This is a genomic window from Agrobacterium tumefaciens (genome assembly GCF_017726655.1).
In the GTDB taxonomy this organism is placed as follows: domain Bacteria; phylum Pseudomonadota; class Alphaproteobacteria; order Rhizobiales; family Rhizobiaceae; genus Agrobacterium; species Agrobacterium tumefaciens_B.
Genome location: NZ_CP072308.1, coordinates 2,764,920 through 2,779,877 on the forward strand (window position 1 = coordinate 2,764,920; position 14,958 = coordinate 2,779,877).

15 protein-coding genes are annotated in these 14,958 nt (G+C 59.8%); 10 read left to right on the forward strand and 5 right to left on the reverse strand.

Annotated elements, in window-relative coordinates:
* The first annotated feature begins 88 nt into the window (after positions 1-88).
* From AT6N2_RS13520 to leuA, 6 genes are all read left to right on the forward strand, one after another.
* The gene (locus AT6N2_RS13520) at positions 89-604 is read left to right on the forward strand and encodes a sigma-70 family RNA polymerase sigma factor (protein ID WP_233282506.1); all 516 of its coding nucleotides are present in this window, start codon (positions 89-91) and stop codon (positions 602-604) included.
* Positions 601-1,245, forward strand: coding sequence for an NrsF family protein (locus AT6N2_RS13525; RefSeq protein WP_209087404.1), 645 nt, complete (start codon positions 601-603; stop codon positions 1,243-1,245). The genes AT6N2_RS13520 and AT6N2_RS13525 overlap by 4 nt, the downstream gene beginning before the upstream one ends.
* A gap of 84 nt (positions 1,246-1,329) precedes the next feature.
* Positions 1,330-2,508 (forward strand): benzoate/H(+) symporter BenE family transporter, encoded by a 1,179-nt coding sequence (locus tag AT6N2_RS13530; protein ID WP_209087406.1) that lies wholly within the window; start codon positions 1,330-1,332, stop codon positions 2,506-2,508.
* A gap of 34 nt (positions 2,509-2,542) precedes the next feature.
* The gene (locus tag AT6N2_RS13535) at positions 2,543-2,812 is read left to right on the forward strand and encodes a BrnT family toxin (protein ID WP_209087408.1); all 270 of its coding nucleotides are present in this window, start codon (positions 2,543-2,545) and stop codon (positions 2,810-2,812) included.
* The gene (gene brnA, locus AT6N2_RS13540; RefSeq protein WP_209087410.1) at positions 2,793-3,035 is read left to right on the forward strand and encodes a type II toxin-antitoxin system BrnA family antitoxin; all 243 of its coding nucleotides are present in this window, start codon (positions 2,793-2,795) and stop codon (positions 3,033-3,035) included. Before AT6N2_RS13535 ends, brnA begins: the two co-directional genes overlap by 20 nt.
* A 318-nt stretch (positions 3,036-3,353) precedes the next feature.
* Positions 3,354-5,063 carry a 2-isopropylmalate synthase gene (gene leuA, locus AT6N2_RS13545; protein ID WP_063950708.1) on the forward strand — a complete coding sequence of 570 codons (1,710 nt, stop codon included), beginning with the start codon at positions 3,354-3,356 and terminating at the stop codon, positions 5,061-5,063.
* Positions 5,064-5,262: 199 nt separating this feature from the next.
* On the opposite strand, the gene AT6N2_RS13550 is transcribed toward leuA, so the two are convergent.
* Complete coding sequence (locus AT6N2_RS13550; protein ID WP_209087412.1) at positions 5,263-6,228, reverse strand: metallophosphoesterase family protein; 966 nt, start codon at positions 6,226-6,228, stop codon at positions 5,263-5,265.
* A gap of 81 nt (positions 6,229-6,309) precedes the next feature.
* Here AT6N2_RS13550 and AT6N2_RS13555 point away from each other — a divergent pair, with 81 nt between their 5' ends.
* Positions 6,310-6,786 carry an NUDIX domain-containing protein gene (locus tag AT6N2_RS13555; RefSeq protein ID WP_425292742.1) on the forward strand — a complete coding sequence of 159 codons (477 nt, stop codon included), beginning with the start codon at positions 6,310-6,312 and terminating at the stop codon, positions 6,784-6,786.
* A 15-nt stretch (positions 6,787-6,801) separates the two neighbouring features.
* On the opposite strand, the gene AT6N2_RS13560 is transcribed toward AT6N2_RS13555, so the two are convergent.
* Entirely contained in the window at positions 6,802-7,794 is a 993-nt protein-coding gene (locus tag AT6N2_RS13560; RefSeq protein WP_209087416.1) for a glutathione S-transferase family protein, read from the reverse strand.
* A 295-nt stretch (positions 7,795-8,089) separates the two neighbouring features.
* On the opposite strand from AT6N2_RS13560, the gene AT6N2_RS13565 reads away from it, so the two are divergent.
* Together AT6N2_RS13565 and AT6N2_RS13570 are read left to right on the forward strand one after the other, a co-directional pair.
* A complete protein-coding gene (locus tag AT6N2_RS13565; RefSeq protein WP_144577205.1) occupies positions 8,090-8,659 on the forward strand; it encodes a GNAT family N-acetyltransferase in 570 nt (189 codons plus the stop codon).
* A gap of 334 nt (positions 8,660-8,993) precedes the next feature.
* A complete protein-coding gene (locus AT6N2_RS13570; protein ID WP_209087418.1) occupies positions 8,994-10,307 on the forward strand; it encodes an MFS transporter in 1,314 nt (437 codons plus the stop codon).
* A 57-nt stretch (positions 10,308-10,364) separates the two neighbouring features.
* Here AT6N2_RS13570 and AT6N2_RS13575 read toward each other — a convergent pair whose 3' ends face one another.
* Positions 10,365-11,330, reverse strand: coding sequence for an MBL fold metallo-hydrolase (locus AT6N2_RS13575; protein ID WP_209087420.1), 966 nt, complete (start codon positions 11,328-11,330; stop codon positions 10,365-10,367).
* A gap of 86 nt (positions 11,331-11,416) precedes the next feature.
* Here AT6N2_RS13575 and AT6N2_RS13580 point away from each other — a divergent pair, with 86 nt between their 5' ends.
* Positions 11,417-12,370, forward strand: coding sequence for a LysR substrate-binding domain-containing protein (locus AT6N2_RS13580; RefSeq protein WP_209087422.1), 954 nt, complete (start codon positions 11,417-11,419; stop codon positions 12,368-12,370).
* Positions 12,371-12,373: 3 nt separating this feature from the next.
* On the opposite strand, the gene AT6N2_RS13585 is transcribed toward AT6N2_RS13580, so the two are convergent.
* Both AT6N2_RS13585 and AT6N2_RS13590 read right to left on the reverse strand, forming a co-directional pair.
* Positions 12,374-12,787, reverse strand: a complete 414-nt coding sequence (locus AT6N2_RS13585; protein WP_209087424.1) for a GNAT family N-acetyltransferase — start codon at positions 12,785-12,787, stop codon at positions 12,374-12,376.
* A gap of 85 nt (positions 12,788-12,872) precedes the next feature.
* Positions 12,873-14,957 carry a hypothetical protein gene (locus AT6N2_RS13590; RefSeq protein WP_209087426.1) on the reverse strand — a complete coding sequence of 695 codons (2,085 nt, stop codon included), beginning with the start codon at positions 14,955-14,957 and terminating at the stop codon, positions 12,873-12,875.
* Position 14,958 lies beyond the last annotated feature (1 nt).

A 14,958-nucleotide genomic window follows, 5' to 3' on the forward strand; every position in this document is an offset into this window, starting at 1 on the left:
TTTCAAGCCATTATGTAACAATAGTTTGCCGATGCCGAATAACCCCATAGTGACGATGACAGGCAGCCCTTCGGAAGAGACACTCAAATTGCTGATGCTGCGTTCTCTTGATGGGGACGAAGGCGCCTACAGGCATTTGTTGCACGCGTTGAGACGACTGCTGGTCGCCTATTACGGGCGACGCATGGCCGCCGCCTCCAGAGCGGATGTCGAAGATCTTGTTCAGGAGACTTTGTTGTCGCTTCACGCCAAGCGGGCGACCTATGACCGTGAAAGACCATTCACGGCGTGGTTTTTCTCGATAGCGCGCTACAAGCTCATCGACCACTATCGTGGCAGGGGCGCGCGGGCGCTTACAGAGGTCGAACTCGATGAGGCGCTTGAAGCCGAGTCCTCCGTTGACGCTGTCACGGCTCGCATGGATGTGGAGAGGCTGCTGGACGCGTTACCGGAGCGGCAACGCGATCTCATTCGACGGGTGAAAATCGAAGGTCAGTCAATTGCCGAAGCGGCGGCGAAATCCGGCCAGACGGAGCTTGCGGCAAGGGTTGGCATTCACAGAACGCTGAAAGTCCTGGCGGCAAAATTGCGGGGGGACAGGTGAGGAAGACGGAAGACATCATCGAGAAACTGGTAAGCAATCTTAAGCCCGTCCCGGCTTTTGCGCTCAAGCGCCGGTTTGCAATCGCGGCCCTGTCGGCGCTTGGCGTTTCGCTCGTGCTGATGCTTGCCATTCTCGGCCCTCGCCGCGACATGAACGACGCCGTGACCGAGCCGGGTTTCTGGGTTAAATCGGCCTATAACGCCCTGCTGGCACTGACCGCGTTTTTCGCCGTCATTCGCCTTTCGCGGCCCGATGGCGAACGGGGTTACGTGTTTGTTTGGCATACGCTGATTTTTGTTGCCATGGCGGTGACTGCGCTTGTGCAACTGGGCTTTGCCGTGCCGGGCACCTATCGCACCCTTATTCTCGGCTCATCCGCACTGCACTGCCCGTTCTTGATCGTTGGTTTTGCGTCTCCCGTGTTTCTCGCGAATTTCGCGGTTCTGCGCCGTTCGGCGCCCGCTGACCCGACGCTTGCGGGATTTGTCGCGGGCGTTGCCGCCGGCGCGGCCGGTGCATGGGTCTATTCGTGGTTCTGCACCGAAAACGGCATGGCTTTCGTGCTGATCTGGTACTCGCTAGGCATTCTCCTGACCGGCATCATCGGTTCCATTGCGGGCCCGCGCCTGCTGCGCTGGTGAGGGCGTACCTGTTCGCCCGTCGAGCATCTTGCCAGCGGATGGGTTTTTTGATCTTCAGAAGAAACAGAAGATCCAGGAACCGCCATGCTGAAAGATTTTTCCGTCCAGAGCCTGTTCATGGGCTGCCTCACCGCTTTTGTCGGTTTTGCCAGTTCCTTCGCCGTTGTGCTGCAGGGCTTGAAAGCGGTCGGCGCAACCGATTTCGAAGCTGCGTCCGGGCTGATGGCGCTTTCGGTGGCGATGGGGATTTGTGCTATCGTCCTCTCCGCCGCGACACGGCTTCCCATCAGCATCGCGTGGTCGACGCCGGGGGCCGCGCTGCTGGCGACGACCGGTGTGATCGAGGGCGGATTTCCGGCTGCGGTCGGCGGCTTTATCATCTGCGCGATCCTGATCATCATTGCCGGCCTGTTCCGGCCGCTTGGAAAAGCGGTCGCTTCCATCCCCGCGCCGCTTGCCAATGCCATGTTGTCGGGTGTCATCATTGGCCTGTGTTTTGCACCGATCAAGGCGATCGGTTTTAATCCCGCGCTCGGCTTGCCGATTATTCTGGCCTGGATCATCGTCGGCGCTTTCAAACGGCTGTTTGCCGTGCCCGCGGCGCTCGCTGCTTTCGTGCTCGTCATGATCTTCGGCGTCGATATTCCCACGGGCGCGTTCGATAGCGTCGCACAGTCGCTGACGCCGCCGATGGAATGGGTGACGCCGGTCTTCAGCCTCCACGCCATCGTTTCCATCGCGCTGCCGCTCTTCATCGTGACGATGGCCTCGCAAAATATTCCGGGCATCGCCGTCCTGAAGGTCAATCATTACGACCCGCAGCCCGGTCCGCTTTTCGCGGCAACCGGTTTCTTCTCGCTGCTGTCGGCGCCTTTCGGGGGCCATGCGGTCAACCTGGCCGCCATCACGGCGGCCATGTGCGCCGGGGAAGATGCCCATCCCGATCCGAAACGCCGCTACTGGGCGGCGATCATCGGCGGCGTTGGATATATCGTCTTCGGGTTGCTGGCGGGTGTGGTGACAGCCTTCGTCGCGCTCGCGCCGCCCATCCTCATTCAGGCGGTGGCTGGGCTGGCGCTGGTCGGCGCCTTTTCCGGCTCGGCGGTCGCCGCTTTCAAGGAGCCGGAAACCCGCGAGGCGGCGGCCATCACCTTCCTCATCACCGCCTCCGGCCTTTCTTTTGGCGGCGTTTCCGGGGCCTTTGGGGGGCTGATCGGTGGCGGGTTGATGATGGCGTTGCAGCGAGTGGTGAAGCGTGGTTAAATAGGATGCTTATTGTTTTAAAGAAATATTATTTATGGATTTCGAATTAGACCCTGCCAAAAGTGAAAGTAACAAAGACAAGCATGGAATAGATTTCACCGAAGCAAGGGCGCTTTGGCTGGACGAGAAAAGACTTGTCGTTCCTCTCGAAACCACATCGGAAGAGCGGTATATTATGATCGCGCAATTGCGAGGCAAGTGCTGGAGCGCGGTCTACACCTATAGAAATGACCGGTTGCGGGTCATTTCCGTCAGGCGTTCCAGAGACAAGGAGAAACAGCGTTATGAAGACCATCAGCGCTGAAGATTTTGACAAGAAATTCGACGATGGCGAAGATTTGGACGGCTATATCGATTGGTCGAAGGCTCGCCGCCCCGGGTTGGAAATGGTGCATGTCGATATAGATCTTCCTGAAAAGGTCTTGCGCAGAGTGGATGCGGAGGCCGCACGCCTTGGCGTGACGCGTCAGTCCCTGATGGCTAATTGGATTGCAGAAAGGTTGGAAATCGGCAGGGGCGGAAAATAAGCCTGCACCGCACAAGATCACTTGTCAGACCGCCAGCCGCTGTTTATACACATCGCCATGAGCAACAGCATCGCAACAATTTCCGGCATGAGCGCGCAGATTTCTGCGACGGCCTCGCCGTGCGGTGCACTCTCGCTTCTTAGCCTCGACCTTACACGCGGTTGCCGGGTCCAGTGAGGAGCGCCCGGCGGCCGAAAGCCCGCTGGTGCAAACGCTCCTCATCTCGAAATCTCATTTTATACTGGATTTAGGCCCCCAAGGGCCGCGCACTCGCCGATGGCTTGAAGAAGCCCGCGGATGGCGCAAGGAGGAAGCGACATGGACGCCAAGACCACCACGATTTCAAAGGGCATGACCGACGCGAGCGTGAAGTATCGCCCTTATCCCACCATCAATATCCCCGATCGTACCTGGCCTTCAAAGACCATCACCAAGGCGCCGATCTGGTGTTCTGTCGACTTGCGCGACGGAAACCAGTCGCTGGTCAATCCCATGGGTCATGATCGCAAGGCCCGCATGTTCAAGCTGCTCTTGGAAATGGGCTTCAAGGAAATCGAGATTGGTTTCCCTTCCGCCTCGCAGACAGATTTCGATTTTGCCCGCTGGTGCGTGGAAGAGGGCAATGTGCCTGACGACGTTTCCCTGCAGGTGCTGGTACAGTGCCGGCCGGAACTGATCACCCGCACGTTCGAAGCGCTGGAAGGCGCCAACCAGCCTATTATCCATTTCTACAATTCCACGTCGGAATTGCAGCGTCGCGTGGTGTTCGGTAAGGATGTGCACGGCATCAAGCAGATCGCCGTCGATGCGGCCAAGATGATCACCGACATGGCGGCAAAGGCCGGCGGCGGTTACCGCTTCGAATATTCGCCCGAGAGCTTCACCGGCACGGAGCTGGAAGTGGCGCTGGAAATCTGCAACGCCGTGGTCGAGGTGGTGAAGCCGACGGCGGACAACAAGCTGATCCTGAACCTGCCGTCGACGGTGGAAATGGCGACGCCGAACATCTATGCCGACCAGATCGAATGGATGTGCCGCAACATCGACAACCGCGAAAACGTCATTATTTCGCTGCATCCGCACAATGACCGTGGCACGGGCATCGCGGCGACGGAGCTGGGCCTGATGGCGGGTGCTGACCGCGTCGAAGGCACGCTGTTCGGTAATGGCGAGCGCACGGGTAACGTCGACGTCGTGACGCTGGCGCTGAACATGTATACGCAGGGTGTCGATCCCGAACTGGATTGCCGTGATATCGAGCGCATCAAGGCGGTCTACGAATATTCCAACGAGATGACGATCCCGGAGCGCCATCCTTACGTCGGCGAACTGGTCTATACGGCCTTTTCCGGCTCGCATCAGGATGCGATCAACAAGGGCATGAAGGCGATCAAGGTTGCCAACCACCCGGTGTGGGAAGTGCCCTATCTGCCGATCGACCCGAAGGATGTAGGACGTTCCTACGAAGCGATCATCCGCATCAATTCGCAATCCGGCAAGGGTGGCATCGCCTATATCCTCCAGCAGGATTACGGCATCAACCTGCCGCGCAACCTGCAGGTGGAGTTCCGCGAGGATATTCAGCGCATCACCGACGAAGAGGGTGTCGAGCTGCCGGCCAAGCGCATCTATGAGCGCTTTATCGAACGCTACGTGACGCAGCCGAATGCACGCCTCAAGTTCGTCGATCACCACACCTATCCGGCCGGCGATTTCAAGGGCGTGCGGATTGTTGCCGCCGAAATCACCGATAATGGTGAGGTGAAGCGTATCGAGGGCAAGGGCACAGGCCCGATCGATGGCTTCATCAATGCGCTGTCGGTTTATCTCGGCATCGATCTCTCAGTGAATGATTATTCTGAGCATTCATTGCAGCACGGCTCGAATGCGTCGGCCATCGCTTATGTCGAGATGGAGCATCCAGGCGGTAAGCTGTTCGGGGCCGGGGTGAATACGAATATCGTGGCGGCGTCGCTCGAAGCGATTGTTTCTGCGGCGAACCGGGTGCTGGAAGAGCGGGCGAAGTAAGGCTTGCGTTGAGGGTGGGGGCTATCCCCCCTCTGTCCTGCCGGACATCTCCCTCTCGAGGGGGAGATCGACGCGCGGTGCGGTCTCGCCCATGTTGCTGTCTGCAATTGCGGTTGTGGTGGCGCTTCTTGCCAATCTCCTCCGTTAAGGGGGGAGATGCCCGGCAGGGCAGAGGGTGGTAGCCCCAACCTCCTATCTCTCAATCCTCCGGGCTCTGCTCCGCCGGCCGCGAGAACCCGAGCGGCCGCCCGTTTTCGTAAAATACCCTGATATCCTCAAGCGAGACACCCGTCGCCGCTTCATTGAGGCTATGTCGTTCGCAGGTAACGTTCCAGGTGCCGGAACCCCCGGAAATGTTAAAGAGATTATAGGCCGCGCGCGGTTTTTCCCCACCCGGCCCCTGGCTGGCAGACGCGATGCCGACGACCGGAATGTGGTCTTCCCCGTGATGCGTATTCAGCCAATAAACCGTATTCAAATGCGTATGACCATGCAGCACGAGTTCCGCACCGCCAATACCGAGGGCGGCCGCGAAACGGCGGATACCGATCATACGCTTGTGGGTGGCGGCGGCGCCGCGGATCGGCGGATGATGGATCATCACCACGCGGAACAGCCCCTGCTCCCCCGCCTTCTTCAGCAGTTCCGCCGTAGCGCGCGCCTGCCGGTTGCCGAAATAGCCGGTGGCCGAGAAAGGTGGCGTGGCAATCGAGGTGGAACAGCCGATAAGCGCGACGGGGCCGCGCACGCGCATATAGGGGAAAATCTTGCGGTCGTCGTCCCACGCGGCGGGGTCGCCATCGCCGCGGACATAGGGGTACCAGGCCTGCATGGCCTTGTCATGCGCACCGGATACATAGGCGTCATGATTGCCGGGAACGACGGAGGTTTTCTCTGGATCGCCCACTTCCTCCAGCCAGTCCGCGGCGGCGCGGATTTCGATGCCGGTCGCAAGATTGACGAGATCGCCGGTGATAGCCAGATGATCCGGCGATTTAGTCTCGAGATCGTCGAGCAGCTTTTCCAGCGTATCGGTGAAGAGATGCTTGCGGCGGTTGCGATGCCAGTTGACGAAACCGGTAATCCGTTTCGATGCAAGTTCCCGGAAAGTGAGTTTCGGCAAAGGCCCCAAATGGACGTCTGAAATATGCGCAAGTTTGAACATGGCGGGAGAGATAACCTATGATATGCCGCACGTCCAACAAAAGCCTGCCGACGGGGAGAAACCAGAGTGAGTGATGAAACAATGCGGCGGGATGCCCGCCCGTTCCACACACGCCTGCTGATCCGCTTTCTGCATTTCGTTTTTCTGTTCACGCGCGGTGCAACGCTGGGGGTGCGTGCTGCCTGCTATGACGAAAGGGGCAGGATTTTTCTGGTGCGGCATACCTACTTGCCCGGCTGGTACCTGCCGGGTGGTGGGGTGGAGCGGGGTGAGACCCTGCTTTTGGCGCTTCACAAGGAAATCCGCGAGGAAGGCAATCTCGAGGCAGCCTCCAAGCCCGAGCTTTTCCACGTCTACCTCAATCTGGAAGGCAGCAATCGCGACCATGTCGCGCTTTACCGGCTGGATGTCACCCAGACACAGCCGAAAAAGCCCGATCACGAAATAGTTGAGAGCGGCTTTTTCGATCTGTCAGAGCTGCCGGAAGGAGTAACACCGGCCACCCGCCGCCGGCTCGCTGAACTCGCCGGGGAAGAAGCGCCGGCCGACCATTGGTAGCGACGTTTTAATCCCTCAAGACAGGGCCTCGCGGCCGTGCGCCAATGTCAGGTCCAACTCCGGACCGACAGGCACGATACCGGTCGGGTTGATGGTGCGATGACTGCGGTAATAATGTTCCTTGATGTGCCGGATATCGACCGTCTCAGGCACGCCCGGCGTCTGATAAAGATCGCGCAGATAGGCCGTCAGATGTGGATAGTCGTGGATGCGGCGGATGTTGCACTTGAAATGGCCGACATAGACGGGGTCGAAACGGACGAGTGTGGTGAAGAGCCGCCAGTCCGCTTCCGTCTGCTCCGCGCCAAACAGAAATCTTTTATCCTTCAGGCGATCTTCCAGCATATCCAGCGTCTCAAACACCTTCACGGCATTCTGCTGATAGGCATCCTGTGTCGTGGCGAAACCGGCCTTGTAGACGCCGTTGTTGACGGTGTCATAGATGACGTCATTCAGCGCATCGATCTCGGCGCGCAGCGCCTCTGGATAATAATCCGCGTCCGATCCGGTGAGCCCGTTGAAGGCCACGTTGAACATGCGAATGATTTCCGCCGATTCGTTGGAGACGATGGTGCCGCGCTTTTTGTCCCAGAGGACCGGCACGGTGACGCGTCCGGAATATTTCGGGTCAGCCTTGGTATAAACCTGCCACAATTTGGAGAAACCGAAGAGATGGTCTTCGGTCGCGCCCGGTGTGCGCTCACCTTCCGGCCGGAATTCCCAACCGTTCTCCAGCATCAACGGATCGACGACGGAGACGGAAATCAGGTCTTTCAGCTTTTTCAGCTTGCGAAAAATCAGGGTGCGGTGCGCCCAGGGACAGGCCAGCGATACATAGAGGTGGTAACGATCTTTCTCTGCCGCAAATCCGCCTTCTCCGGAAGGGCCAGGCGCGCCGTCCGCTGTCACCCAGTTGCGGAATTGCGAGGCGCTGCGCTTAAAGTGCCCCTTGGTTTCCTTGGTGTCGTACCAGACGTCTTTCCATACGCCTTCCACGAGCATGCCCATGATGATCTCCTTGATTGTTTTCTTGGGGCCGATCCTACCCGGTTCACGGGCGGCCGCGAACCCACAAGGCATTGAACAATGCGTTTCCGTCTCGCATAACGGGAATGGCATCGCGCAGCGTTTTGTTCTGGACGGGTCGTTATTTTCCTGATAATTGCGATTTTCACAAATCTGAGGAAATTTTTGATTATGATCGAACCACGGATGCTCCGACGACGCTGACGCTCCTGAACGCCCTAACCGGCGCAGCCGTCATCTATTGTCGCATCCGCATTCTGGAAGTTTCGGTCTCTTCATGTCCAAGCACGATCTTGTCTACCTCACCGAGGACGCGTCGCACGACGCCATCATCGACGTCATCAACGAAGAAGCTTTTGGTCCCGGCCGGCACACCCGTGCGGCAGCGCGCATTCGCGAGCAGGGGCCCCATGACCGGTCGCTGTCCTTCGTCTGCGCCGATGATGGCGAAACGATTGCCTCGGTGCGCATGACGCCGGTTCTGGCCGGTGGCGTGAAGGGCCATATGCTCGGGCCCCTTGCCGTTCGGCCTTCGCACAAGAACAAGGGCATCGGTCGGGAGCTCGTCCGGATCGCTATTGCGGCGGCAAGGCGGAAGGGCTCCGAAGCTGTGATCCTGATTGGCGATCCACCCTATTACATGCCGCTCGGTTTCGAGAAGGTCGCTTATGCGGCGCTTGATTTTCCGGGTCCTGTCGATCCGAACCGGGTTCTGGTCGTGCCGCTGGGTGATGATGTGCACCAGCGGCTGAAAGGCAAGATCGGCTGGCGCAAATGCGAGGCCGTGATGCCGGCTGCAGCGGCTGAAGATGAGGGTTTTGAGGAGCCGCTCAGGGTTTACGGTTGAGGGTTTCCGAAGGGGCTTTGTGCTTTTTAGCGCAGCGTAACACCGCGCCATTCCGGCCTTGAGCCGGAATCCAGCCAGAGCAAGTCTTTGGGCTGAAAGGACTGTTCCCACGGCGCAGACGCGCCGTGACTGGATGCCGGATCAAGTCCGGCATGACGGAAGGGGCGTTGCGCGCTATGGCAAACATCGAGACTGCCGTGCACATCTCCTTGTGTGGTAAGATCTTCTTCCGCTGGCCTGTTTCGAAACAACGCGTCTCCCTCCACAGAATTCAATTCCGTTTCCTTCCCTCATGCGATAGCTAGGGAAAGTCGATTTCTGCAAGGGGGCGGGCATGACGGCAATCACCATGAATGATGCGCTGGAGCGCGCGGGCGCAGGCGCCTATCAACGGCGGCTGATGGGCATTTTCGGCCTCGTCTGGGCGGCGGATGCCATGCAGGTTTTGGCTGTCGGCTTCACTGCCGCCTCGATTGCGGCAACCTTCGGCCTGACGGTGCCGCAGGCGCTGCAAACCGGGACGGCGTTCTTTTTCGGCATGCTTATAGGCGCTGCCGGCTTCGGTCGGCTGGCGGACAGATATGGCCGTCGCCGTGTGCTGATCGTCACCGTCGCCTGTGACGCCCTGTTCGGCGTGCTTTCGGTGTTCGCGCCTGATTTCACTATTCTGCTCGTCCTGCGTTTTCTCACCGGGGCCGCCGTGGGCGGCACGCTGCCGGTGGATTATGCGATGATGGCCGAGTTCCTGCCAGCCAAGAACAGGGGACGCTGGCTGGTGTTTCTGGAAGGTTTCTGGGCTGTCGGGACATTGATCGTGGCGCTCGCGGCCTGGGGCGCCAGCCTTGTCGGTGTGGCCGATGCCTGGCGTTACATTTTTGCCGTGACGGCATTTCCGGCCGTTCTGGGTCTGGGCTTACGCTTTCTGGTGCCGGAATCGCCGCTTTACCTGCTGCGCACAGGGCGATTGGAGGAAGCCAAGGCCGTCGTTAACCGCATGCTGGTCACGAATGGCCGCGCGCCGCTCGATGCCGGAACCGGGCTTTTCCAGCCCGAGGCCGCGAAGGGACAGGGGATTTTTTCTCCTGCTTTGCGCCAGCGCAGCCTCATGATCCTCGCCATCTGGTTCCTCGTTTCCGTTTCCTATTACGGCGTCTTCACCTGGATGCCGGCGAAACTGGCGGGTGATGGTTTCGGTTTTGTGCGCGGTTATGGTTTTCTCGTGCTGGTGGCGCTGGCGCAGATCCCCGGTTATGCGCTTGCCGCCTATGGCGTTGAAAAATGGGGCCGCAAGCCGACGCTGATCGGCTTTTGCCTGCTGTCTGCGCTCGGTTGCTTGCTGTTCACGCTCGCGGCCGGGGGCGTCATGATTGCGGCTTCGCTGTTGATCATGAGTTTTGCCCTTCTCGGCACCTGGGGGGCGCTTTACGCCTTTACGCCAGAGCTTTACCCGACCGAATCACGGGCAACCGGCATGGGGGCGGCGGGCGCCATGGCACGACTTGGCGGCCTGCTGGCGCCGTCTCTGCTCGGTTATGCCATTGCGCAGGGTTTTGGCGTCGCGGTCGGCATCTTTGCCGGGCTGCTGGTGCTGGCCGCCATTGCGGCGACCATGATCAATGCGGAAACACGGCGGGTGGCGCTGACCTGAAGTCGCGACCCAAGGCGATGGCCCGATCTTTCAGAATCGGGCCACATCTTCTTCTTGTTATAGCGCCGCGTAATTGACCGGCAGCCAATCATAATTGGTGCTGTCGCTGCGCACGTGGCCGATGCCGGGGAAGGCGATGTGAGCGCCTGCCACCAGATACTTGCCTTCTACCGCTTGTTTAAACGCCAGATCTCGAGCGACGACCGCTGCCTTCTGGTCAACGTCGAACTCGATCGCTACATCGGGTTCATCGAACTGGAGGATATCGCCATGGGTGATATCGCCCCAGAAGACGATTTTCTGGCCTTCGCTTTCCAGAACGACCGCGCTGTGGCCTGGTGTGTGGCCGGCATAGAGGATCGACCCAAGACCGGGAACCGGCGCGCCGTTATCGCTAAAGGTCTTAAATTTGCCGGCATCTATATAGGGCTGGATGCTCTCTCTTGCTTCGGCATAATATTTTTTCATCGCTTCGGGCGCTGCTTTCGCTTTTTCCTCGTCCAGCCAGAAAGCGGCTTCGCGCTTGTTGACGTGCAGGGTCGCGTTGGCAAAGACGCGTTTGCCATTCGCCGACAGTCCGCCGGAATGGTCGGTATGGATGTGTGTGAGGATGATGTCGTCGATTTCACCGGCCTTGTAGCCCGAGGCTTCGATATTGGCGACGAGCTTGCCAAGGCTCGCGCCGAGATAGGTGCCGGTGCCGGCATCGATCAGGACCAGCCTGTCGCCGGTATTGACCAGAAACGCATTGACGGAGGTCGGCGTCTCGTCCGGTAGGAAGGCATCCTTCAGCACCTTGGATGCGTGTTCCGGTGTAGTGTTGGTGTAGAGTTTTGCAAGCGGCAGCGCGACGACGCCATCCGAAAGGGCGGTGACTTCTACCTTGCCGACCATCAGCCTGTAGAAGCCGGGTGCCTGTGTGGCAGCGAGCGGCGCTTTGGCGAAGGCGAGTGAAGGCGCAATGAAAGGGGCTGCAAAGAGGGCGCTGGCGGCGCCTTTGAGAAGTGAGCGGCGTGATGGCATTAAAGGCTCCTGAGTTAGGGAACGTCTTGAAACTTTCCGCACTCCAGCTAAGTGTAGGGAAGCCAGCAATCAAATCGATATGACTTATGCAAACTATCGATCATTTCAATCTCCGTTCCTTCGACCTCAATCTTCTCATTGCTTTCGATGCGATGATGGAAGAGATGAACGTGACGCGCGCCGCGCGCCGGTTGAAAATCCAGCAGCCGGCGATGAGCCATAATATCTCGACGCTGCGTACCCTGTTTCAGGACGAGCTTTTCATTCGCGTGGGGCAGGAAATGAAGCCAACGGCGCGGGCGCTCAAGCTGGCGGGACCGGTGCGGCAGGCGCTGAGACAGGCGCAGGCGGCGGTTTTGACGGCGGATGTCTTCGATCCGGCGACGGAGCGCCGCACGTTCCGGCTGGGCATGTCGAGCGAGGTGGAGCTGTTGCTTTTGCCGGATCTGACGGCGCGGCTGCGGGAGATCGCGCCCGGTATTCGCATTCTGGCCCGCAGCGGGCAGGAGCAGGAAATTACCGCGATGCTGGATACAGGCGTGATCGACATGGCTGTCGGATGCACCTATTCCAAGGAACAGCGGCACCATTGCGAGCCGCTTTATTCCTCCAGCGTGCTTTGCTGCTTCAACCCGGCTTTGCTTGATCTGCCCAATCCCGTTGGACTGGACGACTATGTGTCAGCCAAACACGCGGTGATATCGCAGACAGACAGTCTGCATGGCTGCATCAAGGACGCGTTGGAATTGAGCGGATTGGAGATCGACGTCGTTGCCGCTGCGCCGGATTTTCTCTCGGTGCTGGCCACGGCGCGTTCATCAGCCGTGCTTGCGACGGTCTCCTCGCGCATCGCGCAGCGTTACGCTCCGATGCTGGGGCTCGAAACAAGCCCGGTGCCGGTGACGTTGAATTTCCCGCCCGTCGCCATGGTCTGGACCTTGCAGACCGATGCGGATGCCGGCTCCGTGTGGCTTCGCCAGCAGATCCGCGCTGCCATGGGCCGAACGGATGAGAGTAATCTGGCGGGAATCGCCGCCTAGAGACTAAAACCGCTTCTCCAGCCAGGTGATCGACTGGCCGCTGGAAAGCGGCCCGAGCGTGCCGATCTTGGTGAAGCCGTAGCGTTCATAGGTTCTGAGCGCATCCGGGTTCATCGTGTCGATATAGGCGCCGACGCAGCCGCGCTTTCTTGCCTCGTCTTCGGCCATGGCCAGAAGTTTCGAGGCCGTGCCTTGTCCTCGCATTGTCTCCGGCACGAAAAGAAGCTGCACGTAAAGCCAGCCTCGGGCGGTGTGGCCAACCAGCCCGCCGGTGATGGTATTGTCTTCATCGCGGATAGTGATGTTGAGCTCGCGTTTGTCGCTCTCGCCGAAGCGGGCGATGTTGTAGGCCACCAACGGCTCGCGAATGGCTTTTTCGACTTCCGCGTCGGCAACATCGCTCAAAATGAAATTCATGCCTGTTCTCCAGACGCCGGATGGCGACCGCTTTCGGTTTCACGCTGGAGACGGAAAACCCGACGCTGCCGTCGGGCCGCAGTCTTTACCGGCCCTCACGCCACCAGAGCGCGGAGAAGGCAAGGAGCAGGGCGCCGAGCCCGGCAAAACCGGCAAAGAGCGGCAGGGTGTTCACGCCTTTCAGCACCGTCTCGTCGGTCATGCGTATCAGCATGCGATCCTCATCGGCAACCCTGATATCGCCGCGAACCGGCAAAATATCCGGCAAAGCGATACGGCCGGAATTATCGGCCACACGATGCACGCTGCCCCTCGTGGCATCGGCCAGCGGTTTCAGCGTTTCGGTGGTTGAAATCATTGCCTTGAATTCGGGTGCGTCCACCGCGCCAACATGCACGAGGGTGGTGAAATCGCCGTTCTTGATTTCGAACAGGCCGGTTTCATCCATGCGGCGCTCGATCCTGTAGAGACCGGGCTCGCTGCTGGTGAAAGCCATGTTCTCCGTCTTGCCGGAGGGGAAACGCACGCTGGCCTGACCGGGATCGTCGCCGATGGTCTGACGGGTAATCTGAAGGGTGCGGCCGTTGGCGCGTGCCGTCAGCGCCTCTTCCTCGAGTTCCGGTTCCTTCATCAGCCAGTGTGCGATGCGGCGGTAAAGCGCCACATGCGGACCGCCGCCCTCATAACCACGCGCCCAGAGCCAACCCTGATCCGACAGCAGCATGGCGACGCGGCCTTCGCCCTGACGGTTGAGCACCAGCAGCGGGTCCTGTCCATCGCCCAGCATCACGGTCTGGCCCTGCGGCGGGTCGACGCTGATGGTGCGGAACCAGCGGCCCCATTGCGGCGGCTCGTTGCCCGAACCTTCCAGCCCGCGGGTGACAGGGTGCTTCTTGCCCGCTTCCGAAAGGCGCGGGTAGAAGGCGGCCTGATGCACCTGACCTGTCGGCTGCGCCGGCAGCACGGAGGCGAGCGGGGTCATGGCGATTGAATCCTGACCGGCATGCTCCGGCCCGGCGGCGATCAGGAGCGCGCCGCCTTTTTCGACATATTGGGCGATGTAATCGTAATAGAGGATCGGCAGCACGCCGCGATGCTGGTAGCGGTCGAAGATGATGAGATCGAAATCATTGATCTTCTCGACGAACAGTTCGCGGGTGGGGAAGGCGATCAGCGAGAGTTCGTTGATCGGCGTGCCGTCCTGCTTTTCCGGCGGACGCAAAATGGTGAAATGCACCAGATCGACCGAAGCATCGGATTTCAGGAGGTTACGCCATGCCCGTTCGCCGGCGTGCGGTTCACCGGAGACGAGCAGCACGCGCAGGTTCTGGCGGATGCCTTCGATCAGATGAACGGCACGATTATTGGCAACAGTCACTTCGCCCGGGATTTCCGCAACGGAAAATTCCATGACATTGTTGCCGCCGCGTGGGACCTTGAAATTGAACGGCGTCGGTTGGCCGGGGGTGGCCTGCAGCGTGGCGATTTCTTCGCCATTCATCTTCACCGTCACCTCAGCCGCACCGCCGCCTGCCGGGCGTCCATCATCGAAGACCCGCAGCGTCAGTTGCTGTTCCTCGTTGACAATACCGAAGCGCGGGGCGCGAACGATTTCGATGCGGCGGTCGAACTCATCAGCCTTGCCGGTGATCAGGCCATGCACGGGTGCGCGGAAGCCGAGCGCCTGTTCGGCATTGGGCTGCGCATTCGGAATATCATGTATCTGGCCGTCGCTGAGGAAGATCGCACCGCCGACGCGGGAAGGCGAGACATCCGAAACGGCGGAGGACAAGGCCGAGAAAAGCTGGGTCGAGGGTGAATCGCTCTCACCATTATCGCGCACTTCAACGATGCGCGGCTCGATACGCGGGAAACGGGACAGCCGTTCTTTCAGCGCATTGAGCGCCGTGTCCGTCATCTGCGGCCGGTCCTGCACATCCTGGCTTTGCGAGCGGTCGACGATGACGGGGACGATGGTGGAAAGCGGTTCGCGCTCCTCCTGCGTCAGGAGCGGATTGGCGATGGCGGCAAGCAGGGCAGCAAGCGCCAGCCCGCGCAGCCATGCGCCACGCACGCCGCGCCACAGGCCGATGAAGGAAAGGAGAAGTGCTGCGACGGCCAGAATGGCGATCACGATCCACGGCAGGAAGGGGGCGAAGGTCAATGTCATG

Excerpts from the sequence above, each read along its gene's own strand:
- AT6N2_RS13560 (WP_209087416.1), bottom strand. The coding sequence starts at position 7,794 with ATGGGCATGCTCGTGGAAGGCGTATGGAAAGACGTCTGGTACGACACC.
- AT6N2_RS13550 (WP_209087412.1), bottom strand. The coding sequence starts at position 6,228 with ATGTTCAAACTTGCGCATATTTCAGACGTCCATTTGGGGCCTTTGCCG.
- AT6N2_RS13585 (WP_209087424.1), bottom strand. The coding sequence starts at position 12,787 with ATGAATTTCATTTTGAGCGATGTTGCCGACGCGGAAGTCGAAAAAGCC.
- AT6N2_RS13580 (WP_209087422.1), top strand. The coding sequence starts at position 11,417 with ATGCAAACTATCGATCATTTCAATCTCCGTTCCTTCGACCTCAATCTT.
- AT6N2_RS13575 (WP_209087420.1), bottom strand. The coding sequence starts at position 11,330 with ATGCCATCACGCCGCTCACTTCTCAAAGGCGCCGCCAGCGCCCTCTTT.
- AT6N2_RS13570 (WP_209087418.1), top strand. The coding sequence starts at position 8,994 with ATGACGGCAATCACCATGAATGATGCGCTGGAGCGCGCGGGCGCAGGC.
- AT6N2_RS13530 (WP_209087406.1), top strand. The coding sequence starts at position 1,330 with ATGCTGAAAGATTTTTCCGTCCAGAGCCTGTTCATGGGCTGCCTCACC.
- leuA (WP_063950708.1), top strand. The coding sequence starts at position 3,354 with ATGGACGCCAAGACCACCACGATTTCAAAGGGCATGACCGACGCGAGC.
- AT6N2_RS13555 (WP_425292742.1), top strand. The coding sequence starts at position 6,310 with ATGCGGCGGGATGCCCGCCCGTTCCACACACGCCTGCTGATCCGCTTT.
- brnA (WP_209087410.1), top strand. The coding sequence starts at position 2,793 with ATGAAGACCATCAGCGCTGAAGATTTTGACAAGAAATTCGACGATGGC.
- AT6N2_RS13590 (WP_209087426.1), bottom strand. The coding sequence starts at position 14,957 with ATGACATTGACCTTCGCCCCCTTCCTGCCGTGGATCGTGATCGCCATT.
- AT6N2_RS13535 (WP_209087408.1), top strand. The coding sequence starts at position 2,543 with ATGGATTTCGAATTAGACCCTGCCAAAAGTGAAAGTAACAAAGACAAG.
- AT6N2_RS13565 (WP_144577205.1), top strand. The coding sequence starts at position 8,090 with ATGTCCAAGCACGATCTTGTCTACCTCACCGAGGACGCGTCGCACGAC.